The organism is Streptomyces sp. NPDC059567, assembly GCF_042735655.1.
Taxonomy (GTDB): Bacteria; Actinomycetota; Actinomycetes; order Streptomycetales; family Streptomycetaceae; genus Streptomyces.
The window spans coordinates 22,864-38,741 of the sequence record NZ_JBHWBS010000076.1 but is presented as its reverse complement, the minus strand read 5'-3'; the positions used below and the strand labels follow the sequence as shown (position 1 = coordinate 38,741).

The window sequence follows — 15,878 nt, the reverse complement described above, 5'->3', positions numbered from 1 at the left end:
GGACGCGGCCCGGGACGGCGTCAGCTCGCTTCGCCGCGACGCTGCGCCGCGTCCAGATCTCGGCCGCCGGGTTGGACTCCAGACCGGCCCGCAGCCGGTCCTCGTCGAAATGGTCGGCGTGCTCGTGGGTGACGAGCAGGACGTCCGCGCCGAGCGCGGCGTCCTGCTCGCTGAAGCCGCCGGGGTCGATGACGAGCGTCCGTCCGTCCTTCTCCAGACGGACGCAGGCATGCGACTTCTTCGTCAGCTTCACGGGACTCCACCTCAGGACGGGCCGGACGGGGCCCGGTCAGCCTACGCCTGCGGGGTGGTCTCTTCCTTGATCACCCGTCCCACCACACGCAGGGCGCGCTCGGCCGACGGCAGCCCGCAGTAGACCGCGGTCTGCAGCACGACCTCCTTGATCTCGTCCGGGGTCAGGCCGTTGCGCAGAGCGGCCCGGGTGTGGTCGCCGAGCGCGTCCTGGTGGCCGCCGGCGATCAGCGCGGTCAGCGTCACGCAGCTGCGGGTGCGGCGGTCCAGGCCCTCGCGGCTCCAGACCTCGCCCCAGGCGTAGCGGGTGACGAGGGCCTGGAGGTCGGCGCCGAAGTCGTCGGCCAGGGCCTCGTCCACATGGGCGTCGCCGAGGATCTCGCGGCGCAGCTTGACGCCCGCGTCGTACGGATCGGGCCGCACGGCCCCGGCCTCCTCGCCCGCCGGCTCGGCGGGCGCGATCTCGGCGACGGGCACGACCGGGGCGGAGACCGGCGGCACCGCAAGGGCCGGAATGGCGCTCTGGGTGTCGTGCACGACCCCGGCGAAGTGGCCCGTGAGCAGCTCGGTGACGGCGGCGGGCTGCTCGACCGGGGCGAGGTGCGAGGCGCCGGGGACGACGGCGAGCCGGGCGTCGGCGATCCCCGCCACCAGCGTGCGGGCCTCGGCGGGGCCGGTGACCTGGTCGTCGGAGCCGACGAGCACGAGGGCGGGGATGCCGATGCGGTCGAGGGCTTCCCGTACGTCGAAGACGGCGAGCGCCTCGCAGGCGCCGATGTAGCAGCCGGGGTCGGTGGTGCGGACCATCTGCACGGCCCATTCGACGATCGCGGGCTGCGCGGCGCGGAAGGCGGGGGTGAACCACTGCTCGGGGGCGGTGCGGGCCATGGGCTCGAGGCCGTTGGTACGGACGATCACACCGCGCTGGCGGAACTCGTCGGCGCTGCCGAACCGGGGCGAGGCGGCGACCAGGGCGAGCGAGGCCACCCGGTGGGGCGCCCGCAGGGCGAGATCGAGGCCGACCGCGCCGCCTATGGAACAGCCCGCGTAGCCGAAGCGCTGGACGCCCAGCTCGTCGAGGGTGGCGAGCAGCCGGTCACCGAGCTCGGCGACGGAGGTGAAGGGCCGGGCCGGAGCCCCGCCGTGCCCCGGCAGGTCGAAACGGACGACGCGCCACTGGCGGGTGAGCTCGGGTATCTGGCGGTCCCACATGTGCCAGGTGGTGCCGAGGGAGGGCCCGATCACCAGGACGGGGGCGTCGTCGGGGCCGTCGAGGCGGTACTGCAGGGTGGTCGGGGTCGGCTGCGGCGGGGGTGTCTGGGTCTGGCTCACTCGCTCCAGGGTAATGAGCGGAGATTCCGCCTCCGGTCAGGGGGTGGAGGTGGGTCCCGTCACGGCGTGGTGGCGGACACCACGAACACCTTCGGGGCGGCGGGGTCGGTGAGGTCGACGGTGATGTCCTGGCTGGGCCGCGGCTTGTCCTTGCGGACGGTGGTGCCGGACCAGTCCTGGTCCGTCGTGAAGTCCCAGCCCACGATGGCGGCGTCGCGGTCGCCGATGGTGACCTTCCCGGGGACCAGCTCGGAGCGGCTGGAGCCGACGTCGTTCAGGAAGGTGTCCAGCCGGCCGGCGTTCGTCGTGAACTGGACGTACAGCCTGCTGGTCTTCCAGTTGCTGGTCTCGTAGTAGGCGACCCCGGTGCTTCCGGCGGGGATCGGGACCTCGAAGACGCGGCGCTTCATCAGCGAGGGCCAGTTGTCGACCAGCCCGGTGGCCGAGGACTCTCGCTCCTTGTCGCGGCCGCTGTCGCGGCTCTGCCCGGCGGAGATCACCAGATAGCCGGCGGGGATGCCGACGAGCAGTACGATGATGATCGCCGTCAGCCAGCGGCGGCGGATCATGTGGCGCCTGTCCTCCGGCAGCTTGGTCTCCTGCTCGGGCGAGATGGTCGGGGAGGGAACGGTCATGAATCCGGGTCCTGGGTGGTGCGGGAGGTGCGTCCTTCGGTGCCGCCGCGCAGTGCCTGGGCGTAGCGCTCGTACCGCTCGTGGCGCTCGGCGCGGCGGCGGTTGGCACGGCGGAAGCGGCGGGCCACGAGCCGGGCGAGGTCGGCGGCGCCGACCATGCCGGCCTCGGGGCCGAGCTGGGCCTTGGTGATGCGGGCCTCGGGGCGGTAGCCGCGGCCGGTGAGGTGGCGCCGGAAGGCGTCCCTGGCGGGCACGATCAGCAGGTCGTCGGCGGCGCTGACGCCTCCGCCGATGACGAAGCAGGAGGGGTCGAGGGCGGCGGCGAGGTTGGCGATGCCGACGCCGAGCCACTGACCGATGTCCTGGAGGAGCTCGACGCACATGGCGTCGCCCTCACGGGCCAGCTCGGTGATGAGCGGGCCGGTGATGTCGGGGACGTTCCCCTTCACCCGCTCGATGATGTTGTACGCGACCGGGGAGTCGGCGGCGGCCAGTTCCCTGGCCTCGCGGACCAGGGCGTTGCCGGAGCTGTACTGCTCCCAGCAGCCGCGGTTGCCGCAGGGGCAGCGGTGCCCGCCGGGGACGACCTGCATATGGCCGAACTCGCCGGCCACCCCGTACTTGCCGCGCTTGACCCGGCCGTCCTCCAGGATCGCCCCGCCGATGCCGGTACCGAGGGTGATCATGACGAGGTGGTCCTCGCCCCGTCCCGCGCCGAAGCGCCACTCGGCCCAGGCGGCGGTGTTGGCGTCGTTGTCGACCATGACGGGGACGGCCAGCCGGGACTGGAGGGAGTCGCGCAGCGGCTCGTTGCGCCAGGCGAGGTGCGGGGCGAAGAGGACGGTGGCGCGGTCGGCGTCGACCCAGCCGGCCGCGCCGATGCCGACGGCGTGCACGTCGTGCCGGTCGGAGAGGTCCAGGACCAGCTCGACGATGGTGTCCTCGACGACCTTGGGGCTCTTGGACTTGTCGGGGGTCTCGGTGCGGACCTTCTCCAGGATGGTGCCGTCCGCGTCGACGACGCCGGCCATGACCTTCGTACCGCCGATGTCGATGCCGACGGTGGGCACCCGGGGCGCGGTCAGGTGGGAGCGCCGCTCTCGGGTGCCGACGGTCCGCAGCGCGGCGCCTCGGGTGGCCCCGCGCTGGGTCAGATCGCGGTAGGTACTCATCGGCTCGATTCTGCCAGGTGCGGTGTCGGGCGGCGGCTTACGACGGTGCGCGGCGGTCACGGAGCGGTGGGGCGCTCCAGCTCGTGACGGAGGTCCTCCAGCTCGCTGCCGCCCGCCATCTGCCGGGTCAACTCGTCCAGGGTGACCGAATCCTTGGTGTGGCTGCCGGACATGACACCGCGCTTGAGCAGGATGAAACGGTCGCCGACGAGATAGGCGTGGTGCGGGTTGTGGGTGATGAGGACCACTCCGAGGCCCTGGTCACGGGCGGCGGCCACGTACTTCAGCACCACTCCGGACTGCTTGACGCCGAGGGCGGCGGTCGGCTCGTCCAGGACGAGGACCTTGGCGCCGAAGTGGACGGCGCGGGCGATGGCCACGCACTGGCGCTCGCCACCGGAGAGGGTGCCGATGGGCTGGTCGACGTCGCGCAGGTCGATGCCCATGCGCAGCAGCTCGGTGCGGGTGGTCTCGCGCATCAGCTCGACGTCGAGGCGCTTGAAGGGGCCCGCGCCCTTGGTGGGCTCGGAGCCGAGGAAGAAGTTCCGCCAGACCGGCATGAGGGGGACGACGGCCAGGTCCTGGTAGACGGTGGCGATGCCGCGGTCCAGGGCCTCGCGCGGGCTGGAGAGCGTGACCTCCTCGCCCTCGATGCGGAAGGTGCCGGCGTCGTGCCGGTGCAGCCCCGCGATGATCTTGATGAGGGTGGACTTGCCGGCTCCGTTGTCGCCGAGGACGCAGGTGATCTCGCCCGCGTGGACCTCCAGGGAGACCCCTTCGAGGGCGCGGATGTTGCCGTAGTACTTGCTGACGTCGTCGAGCTCGACGAGCGCGGCGGCCGGGGCGGTGGGCTCGGGGGTCATTTGGTTGCCTCCACACGCCTGCGGATCCAGGCGTTCAGCAGGGTCGCCAGCAGGAGCATCGCTCCCAGGAAGAACTTGAACCAGTCCGGGTTCCACTCCGCGTACACGATGCCCTTGCTGGTCATGCCGAAGATGAACGCGCCGACCGCGGAGCCGATGGCGGAGCCGTAGCCGCCGGTGATCAGACAGCCGCCGATGACGGCCGCGATGATGTAGATCAGCTCGTTTCCGACGCCCTCTCCGGACTGGACGACGTCGAAGGAGAAGAGCAGGTGCTGGCCGGAGATCCAGGCGCAGAAGGCCACGCCCATGTAGAGGCCGATCTTGGTCCTGGCGACCGGGACGCCGACCGCGCGGGCGGCGTCGGCGCCGCCGCCGACGGCGAAGATCCAGTTGCCGAAGCGGGTGCGCAGCAGGATCCAGGTGGCGACCGCGACCAGGCCGATCCACCACAGGATGGTGACCTTGAGCTCGACGCCGCCGATGGTCAGCTGGGAGGCGAAGAGCTTCTTGGCGGAGGGGAAGCCCTCCATGTCGGCGATCGACTTGGTGGAGACCGTGCCGCTGATCAGCTTCGTGAAGCCGAGGTTGAGTCCCGTCAGCATCAGGAACGTGCCGAGGGTGATGATGAAGCTCGGCAGTTTGGTGCGGGTCAGCATGAAGCCGTTGAAGACGCCGATGGCCAGGGTGACGAGCAGCGAGACCCCGACGCCGACCCAGACGTTGGCCGTCATCTGGTAGCTGAACATCGACGAGACCAGCGCCGAGGTGGTGACCATCACGCCGGCCGAGAGGTCGAACTCGCCGCCGATCATCAGCAGCGCGACGGGCACCGCCATGATGCCGAGGGTGGAGGCCGCGTACAGGACCGTGCCGAGGCTGGAGGCGCGCAGAAAGCTGTCGGCGACCAGCGAGAAGAAGAGGAAGACGGCGGCCGCGCCGACCACCGATCCGAGCTCGGGCCGGGCCAGCAGCTTCTTCAGCGGGGAGGTGCGCAGCAGCCGCTCGTCGACGTGGTCGAGCTCCGCCGGTGCGGTCGGGCTCATCGGGTGCCCCGCTCCGCGTAGCCCTTCAGCGCCTCGGCGTCGTCCTTGGTGATGATCTGCGGGCCGGTGAGGACCGGCTTGCCGCCGCCGAGGACATCGGCGTTGTACTTGTACAGCCAGAGCAGGTCGACGGCCTCGTAGCCCTGGAGGTAGGGCTGCTGGTCCACGGCGAAGCCGAGGGTGCCCGCGGAGAGCGCGGTGGCCACCTTGGCGTTGAGGTCGAAGGTGTCGACCTCCGCCTTGGAGCCCGCTGTCTTCTTCGCCTGGACGGCGGCGTCGGCGAAGGGCGCGCCGAGGGTGACGACGGCGTCGATGGCGGGGTCGGACTGGAGCTTGGCCTCGATGGACGCCTGGACGTCGGGCATGTTGGTGCCGTCGACGTACAGGTTCTGCAGGTCGCCGCCGAAGGTCTTCTTCGTCCCCGCGCAGCGCTGCTCGTGGCCGACGTTGCCCTGCTCGTGCAGGACGCACAGGGCCTTCTTCTTCCCGCGCTTGTCGAGTTCCTCGCCGACTGCCTCGCCCGCCACGGTCTCGTCCTGGCCGATATGAGTGAGCGCGCCGAAGGCCTTGGACTGCTCGGAGCCGGAGTTGACGGTGATCACCGGGATGCCGGCCTTGACCGCCTTCTCGACGGCGGTCCTCATCGCGTCGGGCTTCGCGAGGGTGACGATGAGTCCGTCGACGCCCTTGGCGATGTACGAGTCGATGAGCTGCGACTGCTGCTGCGCCTCGTCGCTGTGGGCGTAGAGGAAGTTGATGTTGTCCTTGGCGGCCGCCTGCTCGGCGCCGTTCTGGACGATGTCCCAGAAGGTGTCGCCGTCGCCCGAGTGGGTCACCATGGCGAAGGTCCACCGGGGGGTGTTCACGGCCGCCTTCCCCTGGGCCGCGGCCGCCTTGCGGGCGTCCTCCGCGCGCTTCCCGCCGGTGCTGCTGCACCCTGCGAGTGCGGCGGTGAGCGCCACCGCGAGCACGGCGCCGACTGCGGCGCGTACCCCTCCTGTCCGAAGCCTGGTCACGAGGCCGTGCCCTCCTTTGTGTCCTTCTGCGTGCATTGCAGTATCGGTCATGGGGGTCGCGCGGATCTTCGCGGGGCGGGTGTACGGCTAGGGGCGCACCAGGAGCTGGAATTCGAACGAGTACCGCGAGGCCCGGTAGAGGTGCGATCCGAACTCGACGGCACGTCCGGTGTCGTCGAAGGTGGTGCGTTCCATCGTGAGCAGCGGTGCTCCCTCCTCCTCGGCGAGCAGGTCCGCCTCGGCCGCCGTGGCGGCCCGGGCGCCCACGGTCTGGCGGGCGCTGTGCAGAGTGATACCGGCGCCGCGCATCAGACGGTAGAGGCCGGTGGTCTCCAGCCGTCCGGGGTCCAGGTCGAGGAGTCCCGCCGGCAGATGGTTGCGCAGGTACGCCATCGGCTCGTCGTGCGCGGATCGCAGCCGCTCCACGTAGCGCACGTCGCTGCCCTCCGGTACGCCGAGGGCGGCGGCGACCCGGGCGGTGGCGGGCTCGACGCGGTCGGCCAGGACGCGGGTCGCGGGGCGCTGGCCGGCCGCCTCCAGGTCGTCGTAGAGGCTGCTCAGCTCCAGCGGGCGCCTGACCTGACTGTGCACGACCTGGGTGCCGACGCCACGCCGGCGGACCAGGAGACCCTTGTCGACGAGCGACTGGATGGCCTGGCGGACGGTGGGCCGGGAGAGGCCCAGACGGGTGGCGAGGTCGATCTCGTTGCCGAGCAGGCTGCCCGGGGTCAGGACCCCGTTCTCGATCGCCGCCTCCAGCTGCTGGGCGAGCTGGTAGTAGAGCGGGACCGGGCTGGTGCGGTCCACGGAGAAGGGGGGCAGCGAGGCGGACGACGGCTTGGACACGGACGGGAGCGTAGCCCGAGGAGAAGATGACAGGAAGTGGTGAAGTCCGATTGTCCTGACAAATCCTTGACAGGGTCTCCGTTCGGCACCACCTTGGGGGCCATGCGCATCGGACTGATCGGAACGGGACGTATCGGGGCCTTCCACGCGGGCGTGCTCGCCCGCCATCCGGAGGTCGAATCGCTCGTCGTGGCGGACGCGGACGCCACCCGGGCGGCGCAGGTCGCCGGGGCCATCGGCGCCGGCGCGGCGCCCACCGTCGCCGCCCTCCTCGACCACGCCCTCGACGCCGTCGTGATCGCCTCGGCCACCGCGGCCCACGCCGAGCTGATCGGCCGCGCGGCGGAGGCCGGACTGCCCGCCTTCTGCGAGAAGCCCATCGCCCTGGACGTGCCCGGCACGCTCGGCGCGCTGCGGGCGGTCGAGGCCGCGGGCACGGAGCTCCAGCTCGGCTTCATGCGCCGCTTCGACGCCGGGTACGCCGCCGCCCGCGAGGCCGTGCGGACGGGTCGGCTCGGCCGCCTGCACACCGTCCGGGCGGCCACCTCCGACCCGGCTCCACCGCCCGCCGCGTACCTGCCGCTCTCCGGCGGTCTCTTCCGGGACTGCCTGGTGCACGACTTCGACATACTGCGCTGGGTGACCGGGCGCGAGGTCGTCGAGGTGTACGCCACCGGCTCGGACGCGGGCCCCGCGATGTTCCGCGAGGCGGGCGACGTGGACACCGCCGGGGCGTTGCTGACCCTCGACGACGGCACGCTCGCCACGGCGACGGCGACCCGGTGCAACGGCGCCGGTTACGACGTACGCATGGAGCTGGCGGGCGAGCTGGACCAGATCGCCGTCGGCCTGGACGACCGGACCCCGCTCACCTCGGTGGAGCCCTCGGGACCGCCCGCCCCCGTCAAGCCCTGGCCGGGCTTCCTGGAGCGGTTCGCGCCGGCGTACGAGGCCGAGCTGGACGCCTTCGTACGTCTCGTACGGGGTGAGGCGCCGAACCCGTGCGACGGCCGCGAGGCGCTGGAGGCGCTCCGGATCGCGGAGGCCTGCGAGCGCTCACGGCGCGAACGGCGACCGGTCGCCCTCGCCGAGATCCCGTCGTAGCGGCCGGAACCACGGGGGCGGGCGATCCCGGCGGGGGCGAGATCGCGTCGCGGGCCGGGCTCGCCTCGCAGGTCGGGATGTCGCCGCAGGCCGGTCCTGGTCGTCGACCGGTCCTGCCGTCGACCGGCCCCGGCGTGGAGCGACCCCTCAGCCGTTTGCGGAGAGGACCGTTCCCTGTGCCACCGCGCACAGGGTCTCGTCGCCCTCCTCGTCCACCGTCAGCAGGTCGCACCGGACCACCGCCTGCCGTCGCCCCGCGTGGACCACGCTCGCGCGGGCGACGAGCGTGCGGCCGCGCGCGGGGCGGACGTACTGGATGGAGAAGCCGGCGGTCAGGACGGCCGCGCCCAGCGCGGTGCCGGCCGCGAAGGTGAGCGCGTTGTCGGCGGCAAACGAGAGCACGCCGCCGTGCGCGAAGCCGTTCTGCTGCCGGAGTTCCTCACGGAAGTCCACCTCCAGAGTGGCCGCGCCGTCACCGAAGGCCGTGATCCGGGCGCCGACGAGCCGGCTGAACGGCTGGGCGTCCAGGACCTTCCGCGCGAGGTCGAGGTCGAGGTCGTGCGAGGCATCGGTCATCGGGTCACCACCGGACGGGAAGGCGGCGCACACCGCGGACGAGCAGGCCGGGCATCCACTCCCAGGGAGCGCCGTCGGGGTCGAGTTCCAGCCTCGGGAAACGCTCCAGGAGTGTCCGGATCGCGATGGCGCCCTCGAGGCGGGCGAGCGGCGCGCCGAGACAGTAGTGGATGCCGTGTCCGAAGGACAGATGGCCGCGCGGCTCGCGACGGATGTCGAAGCGGTCCGGCTCGGGGAAGCGCTTCGGGTCGCGGTCGGCGGCCGCGAGGGAGACGAAGACGGCCGAGCGGGCCGGGATGTCCACGCCTCCGACGGTGGTCGGCTCCTTGGCGATCCGGAAGGTGGTGGTCTCCACCGGCCCGTCGTAGCGAAGCCCTTCCTCGATAACCCCGCCGAGCAGTCCGAAGTCGGCCCGGAGCTCGGCGAGTTGGTCCGGGTGGGCGAACAGCGCCCGCATCGTGTTGGTGATCAGCCCGACGGTGGTCTCGTGTCCGGCGACGAGCAACAGGTATGCCATTCCCCGCAGTTCGGGCAGGGAGAGCCGGTCGCCGTCCTCGGCGCGGGTGGCGATCAACGCGGACAGCAGGTCGTCCTTGGGCCCGGAGGCCCGCTTGTTCTCGATGAGCTCGTCGAGATAGGCGCCGAAGCCCTCGACGACCTCCCGCGCGGGCGTTCCGCCGGCCGGTGCGACCAGCTCGTTCGACCAGCGGCGGAAGGAGTCCCGGTCGGCCGCCGGAACACCGAGGAGCTCGCAGATGACGGTCATGGGGAGCGGGAACGCGAAGGAGTCCACGAGATCGGCCCGGCCGGCCGGGGCCATGGCGTCGACGAGTTCGTCGGCGAGTTCCTGGATGCGGGGGCGCAGGGCCTCCACCCGCCGGCCGGTGAACTCCCGCGCGACGAGCTTGCGCAGCCGGGTGTGGTCCGGTGGGTCCACGGCGAGCAGGTTGGGGCCGATCACCTCCTCGTCGACCGGGACGAAGTCGATGACGGACGGCGACTTCACCAGGCGCGGGTCGGCGAGTGCCGCCCTCCCCTCCTCGTGGCCGACGACGAGCCAGAACTCCCAGCCGTCGGGCATACGGATGTGGTGGACGGGACCGCTCTCGCGGAGCTTCGCGTAGTAGGGATACGGATTCGCGGTGAAGTCCGCGCCCCACTCCCCCAGTTCGATGAAGGACATCGTTCCACCCTAGGCGCTGTCCGGTCGATCCTGCCCAGGGTTGTTGCGGTGCCGGCCGGTCCGGGCCGTAGCGCCGCTGCGCTGGTGTAAGAGCATGTCCATCATGACAGGTCAGCGCCGATTTCCGTAGGACGGAAAGCACAGTTCGCGAACCTTGTCCGGTCCGCTCCCCGACTCCCAGAATCTCCTTCGTGAATCACCCGGACGACAGGGGGAACATGGGGAAGATCGATCACGACGCGGTGCTGCGGGCACGGGTGCTGCTGCTGGGTTCCGGCCGGCTGCGCCTGCTCGAACAGGTCAACGCGTACAGGGTTCTGGCGGAGGTGAGCCCGAAGGCGTATCTGCCGAAGCTGGTCGACGCGCTCCTCTCGATGGGCTACCGCAGCAGGGACCCGGAGGTGGACCTGAGGCTGGCCTCCGAAGCGGTCGAAGCCGCGCGGAGGATCGAGGCCGGGGCGCCGGCTCGGGCGGAACGGCTGTGCAGGGCCCTGGACGCCTACCAGGCGGCCCTGTTCGCGCTCGGACGCCGGCCCGAGGGGCATGCGGCATGCGAGGACATGGCCGAGGCCGGACAGAGCGGGCGGCTGGCGAACGTCCTGGCCGAGGAGGGGCGGTTCCGGGAGGCCGCGGATCTCAACGAGAAGGCAGCCCGGAACGGCATACCGGAGCACTCCTTCTGGAACATGGTCGAGTGGGCGGCGAACCTGGAGGGCGCCGGTCTGCACGACGCGGCATCGGCTGTCTTCGGCGAGCTCCTCGACCAGACCCGGCGCGAGGCCGCCGGGCAGCGCACGGCGCTGGCCATCCTCACCTGGGCGCTGGTGCACCACTCCCGGATGCGCGAGGCGGCGGGGCACGGCGCGGACGCCGCGGCCACTCGGCGGGAGGCCCTTGCCGTCCTGGAAGAGCTGGCGACGACGGGCGAGCCGCACAACTGGAGCTGCATCCTCGCGTGGTGGGTCACCCTGTTCGCCCTGTCGGGGCGGGCCGACGAACCGGCTGCGAGCGCCGAGTCCCCGATGCCGCCGTTCGGCACCGACCTCGGATGGTCGAGCGACACGAGGCATGCCTTTCTCGGCAGCCTGCCAGGGCTCGAAACGGAAGCGGCTCGACTGCGCGGGGCCGGCCGACTGGCCGAACTGGTGGACGTCCAGCGCAGAATCAGCATCCGCGCGGCCCTGATCGAAGGCAACCACTCCTATGGGCTCGGGGAGCGGCTCACGCCGTACTTCGACGAAGGCGTGGCGCTCGCCCGCCGCCTGCCCGACGACCCTGCACGCCTCGCCCGGGCCCTGACGGACCGCTCGATGTTCCTCGTCGCGGCCCGCACCTTCGAGCCCGCGTACGCCGACTTCGCCGAGGCCGTCGCCCTCGTCGACGCCCGGTAGGCGCGATCTCCGGGATGCCTCGTCCGCGTGGTCGGCCCGCTCGACCCGGCCCCGTGCAGTGGGCCATGTCCTCCCGAGGCCTGCCGGGCTAGTTGCCCACCGACGACGGACTGGCCCTAGGCGCCGTCGTCGTCGAGGAGGCCGGCGTCGTGGACGAGGAGCGCGATCTGGACGCGGTTGTTGAGGCCGAGTTTGGCGAGGATCCGCGAGACATGGGTCTTGACGGTCGGCACGCTCATATAGAGGGCCGCGGCGATCTCGGCGTTGGACTGCCCGCGGCCGACGGCGACGGCGACCTCGCGTTCGCGCTGGGCGAGCTCGGCGAGCCGGCCCGCCGCGGTCGCGCTCCTCGGCTGCTCCGGCCGGCCGGTGACATGGCTCATCAGCTGGCGGGTGACGGCCGGGGAGAGCACGGGGTCGCCGGACGCGACACGGCGTACGGCGGCGACGATCTCGGCGGGCGGGGTGTCCTTGAGGACGAATCCGGCCGCGCCGGCGCGCAGGGCGCGCAGCACCTGCTCGTCGGCGTGGAAGGTGGTGAGGACGACGACCTCGGGGGCGTCGGGGCGGGCGCGCAGCAGTTCGGTGGCGGTCAGGCCGTCGACGTGCGGCATCCGGATGTCCATGAGGACGACGTCCGGGGCGACGCGGGCGACGAGTTCGGGGACGTCGCGGCCGTCGGTGCCCTCGCCGACGATCTCGATGTCGTCGGCGCCGCCGAGCATGAAGGTGAGGCCGGCGCGGACCAGGGGGTCGTCGTCGACGACGAGCAGACGGATGGTCATGAGGGCCACGGTAGCCAGGCGTGCAGGGCGAACCCTCCGCCGGGGGCCGGGCCGTGGTCGAGGCGCCCGCCGGCGAGGGTGGCGCGCTCGGTGAGGCCGATGAGCCCCTGACCGGAGCCGGGGACGTGCGGGACGGGTCCGGTGGGGGCCGGATTGTGGACGTCGATGGTGAGGCCGTCGCCGGGCCGGCCGCGCACGGTGAGGGTGACCTCGGTGCCGGGGGCATGCTTGCGGGTGTTGGTGAGGCCCTCCTGAGCGATCCGGTAGACGGTGCGGCCGGTGGAGGCCGGCACCGCGTCCGGATCGTCGATCGTGGAGTCGAGGACGACCTTGGTGCCGGCCTGGCGGGACTCGGCGACCAACGCGTCGAGGGTGGCCAGCGTGGGCTGCGGCCGATCGCCCTCCCCGCCCTCTCCGGGCGCACGCAGGACGCCGATGATCTGCCGGAGGTCCTGGAGCGCCTCGTGGGCGCTGTCCCGGATGACTCCGGCGGCGCGGGCGACCTGCTCGGGTGGGGCGTCGGGCCGGAACTCCAGCGCTCCGGCGTGCACGCTGAGGAGGGTGAGCCGGTGGGCGAGGACGTCGTGCATCTCTCGGGCGATGGCCTCGCGGGCGAGCCGCTGGGCCTGCTCGGCGCGCAGTTCCGCCTCGGCCTCGGCGCGCCGGGCGCGTTCGCGCAGGGCCTCGACGAGCTGGCGCCGGGAGCGTACGAGCATCCCCCAGGCGGTCACCAGGAGGACCAGGATGAAGCCGATGAGGATCCCCGGAACGGTCCCGGTGGAGGGGTCCGGGCGCACGAAGACCTGGGCGGTGGTGCCGGCGACGGAGAGCACACCGACCCAGGCGACCTCGCGGAAGGGCCGCCGGACGGCGAGGCTGAACAGGCTCACGAGGAAAGCGCCGCCGGCGAGCGGAGCGACCACGCTGACGAGGGCCAGCGCGACCGCGAGCCCGACGGGCCAGCGGCGGCGCAGCCAGAGGGCGCAACAGGCGGCGGCGCCGACGATCTGGTCGGCCAGGGCGACGGCTTCGCTGTTGAGCTGGTCGGTGGCGTCGGCCGCGATCATGCCGAAGAGGACGGCGAGGAGGAAGAGCGTGGTGTCGACGACCCAGTCACGTACGGTGCGGCGCGGCCTGCGCCCGGGTGGGGCGTCGGCCGGAGGGTCGGCCATGGCCGAGGGCAGCAGCCAGGCGTAGCGGTCCGTACGTGTCATACGAACCAAAGTACGCACGTCAGGGGCGCGGGGCCGGGTGGGAACGGCCGATGGCTACCAAAGTCGCAAGGTACGAGACTTCGGTAGCACCGGCTCTGTCCCACCGGCCGACGCGGGCGCGAGGAGCGCGACGCCAGGATCGACCCATGAAGAAGATGGTGGAGTTCGTGGGCGGTGTGGTGCTGATCGGCGGCATCGCGGGGGTGCTGCGCGAGTTGACCGGCTGGTTCCCGTTCATGGGGTTCACCCGGTTCCTGACGGAGAACGTCTCGTTCCTGGAGGGCCGGGAGATCCTCACCAACGTCGCGATCGCGGTGCTCGGCTTCGCCATCGTCATGATCGCCGACACCAAGCGGCGCACCTGAGGCGACGTCCGCCGTTCCGGTCGGCCGGTTGACCCGGACGGATCCCGGGCGCTGCGCGGCCGGCGGAGGTGTAGTGGGGTGGTGGCGACACCGACAGGGGGCTACCGACGTGAGCCGAGAGCACGCCACCGATCCCTCGGCGGGGCCGGACGAAGTCGTCGGCGAGGCCCGCTGGCCGATGGCCACCGCCGTCGTGGCCGCCATGACGCTGACCCTGCTGCTCCCGGACGACCTGCGGCTGGCCCCCGTCTGGGTGCTCCCCAGCATCGAAGGGCTCCTCCTGCTCGCGCTGATCGCGGGTGACCCGGGACGGATCGACCGCCGCTCGACCGTCCTGCGCGTCGTGTCGATCGCCCTGGTCGGCGTCCTCGCGCTCGGCGCCGTCTGGTCGACCGTGCAGTTGACGGACGACATCATCCACGGCGGGAAGGAGACCGCCTCCGCGGCGAGTCTGCTGCAGACCGGCGGGACCGTCTGGGCCGGCACCGTCCTCGCGTTCGCCCTGCTGTACTTCGAACTCGACAGCGGTGGCGCGGCGGCCCGCGCCCACCACATGCCCGCCACCCCGGCGCTCGCCTTCCCGCAGCAGCTCAGCCCCGAGCTCAGCGCCCCCGGCTGGCGCCCGCGCTTCGTCGACTACTTCTACCTCGGGCTCACCAACGCCACCGCCTTCAGCCCGACGGACGTCATGCCGCTGGCCCCCTGGGCCAAGATGGCCATGGCGGTGCAGTCGCTCGTCTCCCTGCTCATCCTCGGCCTCGTCGTCGCCCGTGCCGTCAACGTACTGACCTAGCGTGTGCCCCAAAAGCACTATTTGCCCCCATCGAGATAGAGTCGGCGGGTGGTCAGAGCCGAGGAGCACCCCGAGGGAGCCGGACCGTTCACGACCCGGCTCACCTGGCGACCCCGGGACGGGGGCACCGCGGTCTGGGAGTCCCGCCTGGCACGCAAACGAGCGCGCCTGACCGTACGGGCCACGGGTGAGGCGCAGGCTCGTACCCGACAGGCGGACGCGGTGGCCGTCGGCCGCATGCGCAGACTGAACGCCATCGCCGCGGGGGCCTTCACGGTCGGCGGCGCGCTCTTCGCCCTCGGGGCCGGACTGGCGCAGTTCGGCCCGGGCGACGTGACGAGCGCCTGGATCTACTTCACCGGCGGCCTGTTCTTCAACACCGGCGGGTACGCCTCACTCCTCCAGAGCATCAACACACCCCACCGGGACGGCGAGGCCGGCAGGCTCATCGCGCGGCCCTGGTCGTGGTGGCGCTACGAACCGGCCCGGATCGACTGGCTCAGCACCTTCCTGCTGTTCGCCGGCACGCTCGTGTTCGGCGTCAATCTGCTGAGCTCCCTGCTCCAGGGACTCTCGGTGCATCAGATGAACAGGCTCGTCTGGGCCCCCGACATGGTGGGGTGCACCCTGTTCCTGGTCTCGGGGCACCTCGCCCTGGTCGAGGTGTGCCACGGCAGGCCGCGCATGCGCGCGCACGAGCTCGCCTGGTGGATCGTCGCGATCAACCAGCTCGGGTCGGTCCTCTTCATGGTGTCGGCACTGGCCGCCTTCACCCGGCCCGCGACCGGGAATCTGGTGAACGTCGACATCGCGAACTGGGGGACCCTCGCGGGAGCGGTGTGCTTCTCCGTCGGCGGGATGCTGCAGTTCTCCGAGCGTCCCTGACCCCGCCCCGCTGCCACCGGCGCCGGGGGACCGCTCTGCGCGCGTCCGGGGTCAGGCGCTCGCCTCGGTGAGGCGCGTGACCTCGGCGAGGTGCTCGGCCATGCGGTGGGAGACCGAACCGCTGGTGTAGAGGACGCTGCCGACGACGGCGACGGGCACCGAGCCGCCGAGGACGGCGAGGAGCTCGGGCCAGTCGCGTTCGTTGACGCACCTGCTGTCGCTGTTGTGCAGGTTCTCGCTGGTCCAGCGGGAGACGCAGTCCTTGCTCCGGCCGTCCCACTCGGCCTCGTACGGCGAGAAGATCAGTACGGCCAGCCAGATCCACATCAGTCCGGCGACGGCCAGCAGCCCCAGTCCCCAGCCCTGGGTACGCCGCGCGCGGGCGCGGAATTCTATGTCGTACGAGAGTGAACGCATGGC

18 protein-coding genes are annotated in these 15,878 nt (G+C 71.9%); 5 read left to right on the top strand and 13 right to left on the bottom strand.

Annotated elements, in window-relative coordinates; genetic code table 11:
* From ACFVZW_RS27270 to ACFVZW_RS27235, 8 genes are all read right to left on the bottom strand, one after another.
* Window positions 1-253: MBL fold metallo-hydrolase (locus ACFVZW_RS27270; protein WP_384526384.1), on the bottom strand; the 253-nt coding region annotated here is incomplete at its 3' end.
* 41 nt (window positions 254-294) lie between these two features.
* A complete protein-coding gene (locus tag ACFVZW_RS27265; RefSeq protein ID WP_384526392.1) occupies window positions 295-1,593 on the bottom strand; it encodes an alpha/beta fold hydrolase in 1,299 nt (432 codons plus the stop codon).
* A gap of 50 nt (window positions 1,594-1,643) precedes the next feature.
* On the bottom strand, window positions 1,644-2,219 hold the full coding sequence (locus ACFVZW_RS27260; RefSeq protein ID WP_384526381.1) for a hypothetical protein: 576 nt from the start codon (window positions 2,217-2,219) through the stop codon (window positions 1,644-1,646).
* Entirely contained in the window at window positions 2,216-3,391 is a 1,176-nt protein-coding gene (locus ACFVZW_RS27255; protein WP_384526378.1) for an ROK family glucokinase, read from the bottom strand. The genes ACFVZW_RS27260 and ACFVZW_RS27255 overlap by 4 nt, the downstream gene beginning before the upstream one ends.
* A gap of 56 nt (window positions 3,392-3,447) precedes the next feature.
* On the bottom strand, window positions 3,448-4,254 hold the full coding sequence (locus ACFVZW_RS27250; protein WP_384526375.1) for an ATP-binding cassette domain-containing protein: 807 nt from the start codon (window positions 4,252-4,254) through the stop codon (window positions 3,448-3,450).
* Window positions 4,251-5,300, bottom strand: coding sequence for an ABC transporter permease (locus ACFVZW_RS27245; RefSeq protein ID WP_384526372.1), 1,050 nt, complete (start codon window positions 5,298-5,300; stop codon window positions 4,251-4,253). Before ACFVZW_RS27245 ends, ACFVZW_RS27250 begins: the two co-directional genes overlap by 4 nt.
* Window positions 5,297-6,316 (bottom strand): sugar ABC transporter substrate-binding protein, encoded by a 1,020-nt coding sequence (locus ACFVZW_RS27240; RefSeq protein WP_384526369.1) that lies wholly within the window; start codon window positions 6,314-6,316, stop codon window positions 5,297-5,299. The genes ACFVZW_RS27245 and ACFVZW_RS27240 overlap by 4 nt, the downstream gene beginning before the upstream one ends.
* An 87-nt stretch (window positions 6,317-6,403) precedes the next feature.
* Window positions 6,404-7,123: a GntR family transcriptional regulator gene (locus tag ACFVZW_RS27235; RefSeq protein ID WP_384526390.1), complete on the bottom strand. Its 720-nt coding sequence runs from the start codon at window positions 7,121-7,123 to the stop codon at window positions 6,404-6,406.
* 141 nt (window positions 7,124-7,264) lie between these two features.
* Between ACFVZW_RS27235 and ACFVZW_RS27230 the strand changes: the two genes are divergently transcribed.
* Entirely contained in the window at window positions 7,265-8,266 is a 1,002-nt protein-coding gene (locus ACFVZW_RS27230) for a Gfo/Idh/MocA family oxidoreductase (protein ID WP_384526366.1), read from the top strand.
* Between the two features lie 147 nt (window positions 8,267-8,413).
* Here the strand turns inward: ACFVZW_RS27230 and ACFVZW_RS27225 are convergent, their stop codons facing one another.
* The gene (locus ACFVZW_RS27225) at window positions 8,414-8,842 is read right to left on the bottom strand and encodes a PaaI family thioesterase (RefSeq protein ID WP_384526363.1); all 429 of its coding nucleotides are present in this window, start codon (window positions 8,840-8,842) and stop codon (window positions 8,414-8,416) included.
* Window positions 8,843-8,846: 4 nt separating this feature from the next.
* Window positions 8,847-10,025 carry a cytochrome P450 gene (locus ACFVZW_RS27220; protein ID WP_384526360.1) on the bottom strand — a complete coding sequence of 393 codons (1,179 nt, stop codon included), beginning with the start codon at window positions 10,023-10,025 and terminating at the stop codon, window positions 8,847-8,849.
* Window positions 10,026-10,243: 218 nt separating this feature from the next.
* Here ACFVZW_RS27220 and ACFVZW_RS27215 point away from each other — a divergent pair, with 218 nt between their 5' ends.
* Window positions 10,244-11,416, top strand: coding sequence for a hypothetical protein (locus tag ACFVZW_RS27215; protein WP_384526357.1), 1,173 nt, complete (start codon window positions 10,244-10,246; stop codon window positions 11,414-11,416).
* 116 nt (window positions 11,417-11,532) lie between these two features.
* Here the strand turns inward: ACFVZW_RS27215 and ACFVZW_RS27210 are convergent, their stop codons facing one another.
* Both ACFVZW_RS27210 and ACFVZW_RS27205 read right to left on the bottom strand, forming a co-directional pair.
* The gene (locus tag ACFVZW_RS27210; RefSeq protein WP_384526354.1) at window positions 11,533-12,201 is read right to left on the bottom strand and encodes a response regulator; all 669 of its coding nucleotides are present in this window, start codon (window positions 12,199-12,201) and stop codon (window positions 11,533-11,535) included.
* Window positions 12,198-13,415: a sensor histidine kinase gene (locus tag ACFVZW_RS27205; RefSeq protein WP_384526349.1), complete on the bottom strand. Its 1,218-nt coding sequence runs from the start codon at window positions 13,413-13,415 to the stop codon at window positions 12,198-12,200. The genes ACFVZW_RS27210 and ACFVZW_RS27205 overlap by 4 nt, the downstream gene beginning before the upstream one ends.
* A gap of 146 nt (window positions 13,416-13,561) precedes the next feature.
* Here ACFVZW_RS27205 and ACFVZW_RS27200 point away from each other — a divergent pair, with 146 nt between their 5' ends.
* The 3 genes from ACFVZW_RS27200 to ACFVZW_RS27190 all read left to right on the top strand — a co-directional run bounded on the left by ACFVZW_RS27200 (window position 13,562) and on the right by ACFVZW_RS27190 (window position 15,458).
* Complete coding sequence (locus ACFVZW_RS27200; protein WP_384526347.1) at window positions 13,562-13,780, top strand: hypothetical protein; 219 nt, start codon at window positions 13,562-13,564, stop codon at window positions 13,778-13,780.
* Between the two features lie 109 nt (window positions 13,781-13,889).
* Window positions 13,890-14,573: a hypothetical protein gene (locus tag ACFVZW_RS27195; RefSeq protein ID WP_384526344.1), complete on the top strand. Its 684-nt coding sequence runs from the start codon at window positions 13,890-13,892 to the stop codon at window positions 14,571-14,573.
* 48 nt (window positions 14,574-14,621) lie between these two features.
* Window positions 14,622-15,458, top strand: coding sequence for a hypothetical protein (locus ACFVZW_RS27190; protein ID WP_384526341.1), 837 nt, complete (start codon window positions 14,622-14,624; stop codon window positions 15,456-15,458).
* A 51-nt stretch (window positions 15,459-15,509) separates the two neighbouring features.
* On the opposite strand, the gene ACFVZW_RS27185 is transcribed toward ACFVZW_RS27190, so the two are convergent.
* Window positions 15,510-15,875 carry a hypothetical protein gene (locus ACFVZW_RS27185; protein WP_384526338.1) on the bottom strand — a complete coding sequence of 122 codons (366 nt, stop codon included), beginning with the start codon at window positions 15,873-15,875 and terminating at the stop codon, window positions 15,510-15,512.
* Window positions 15,876-15,878: the final 3 nt, after the last annotated feature.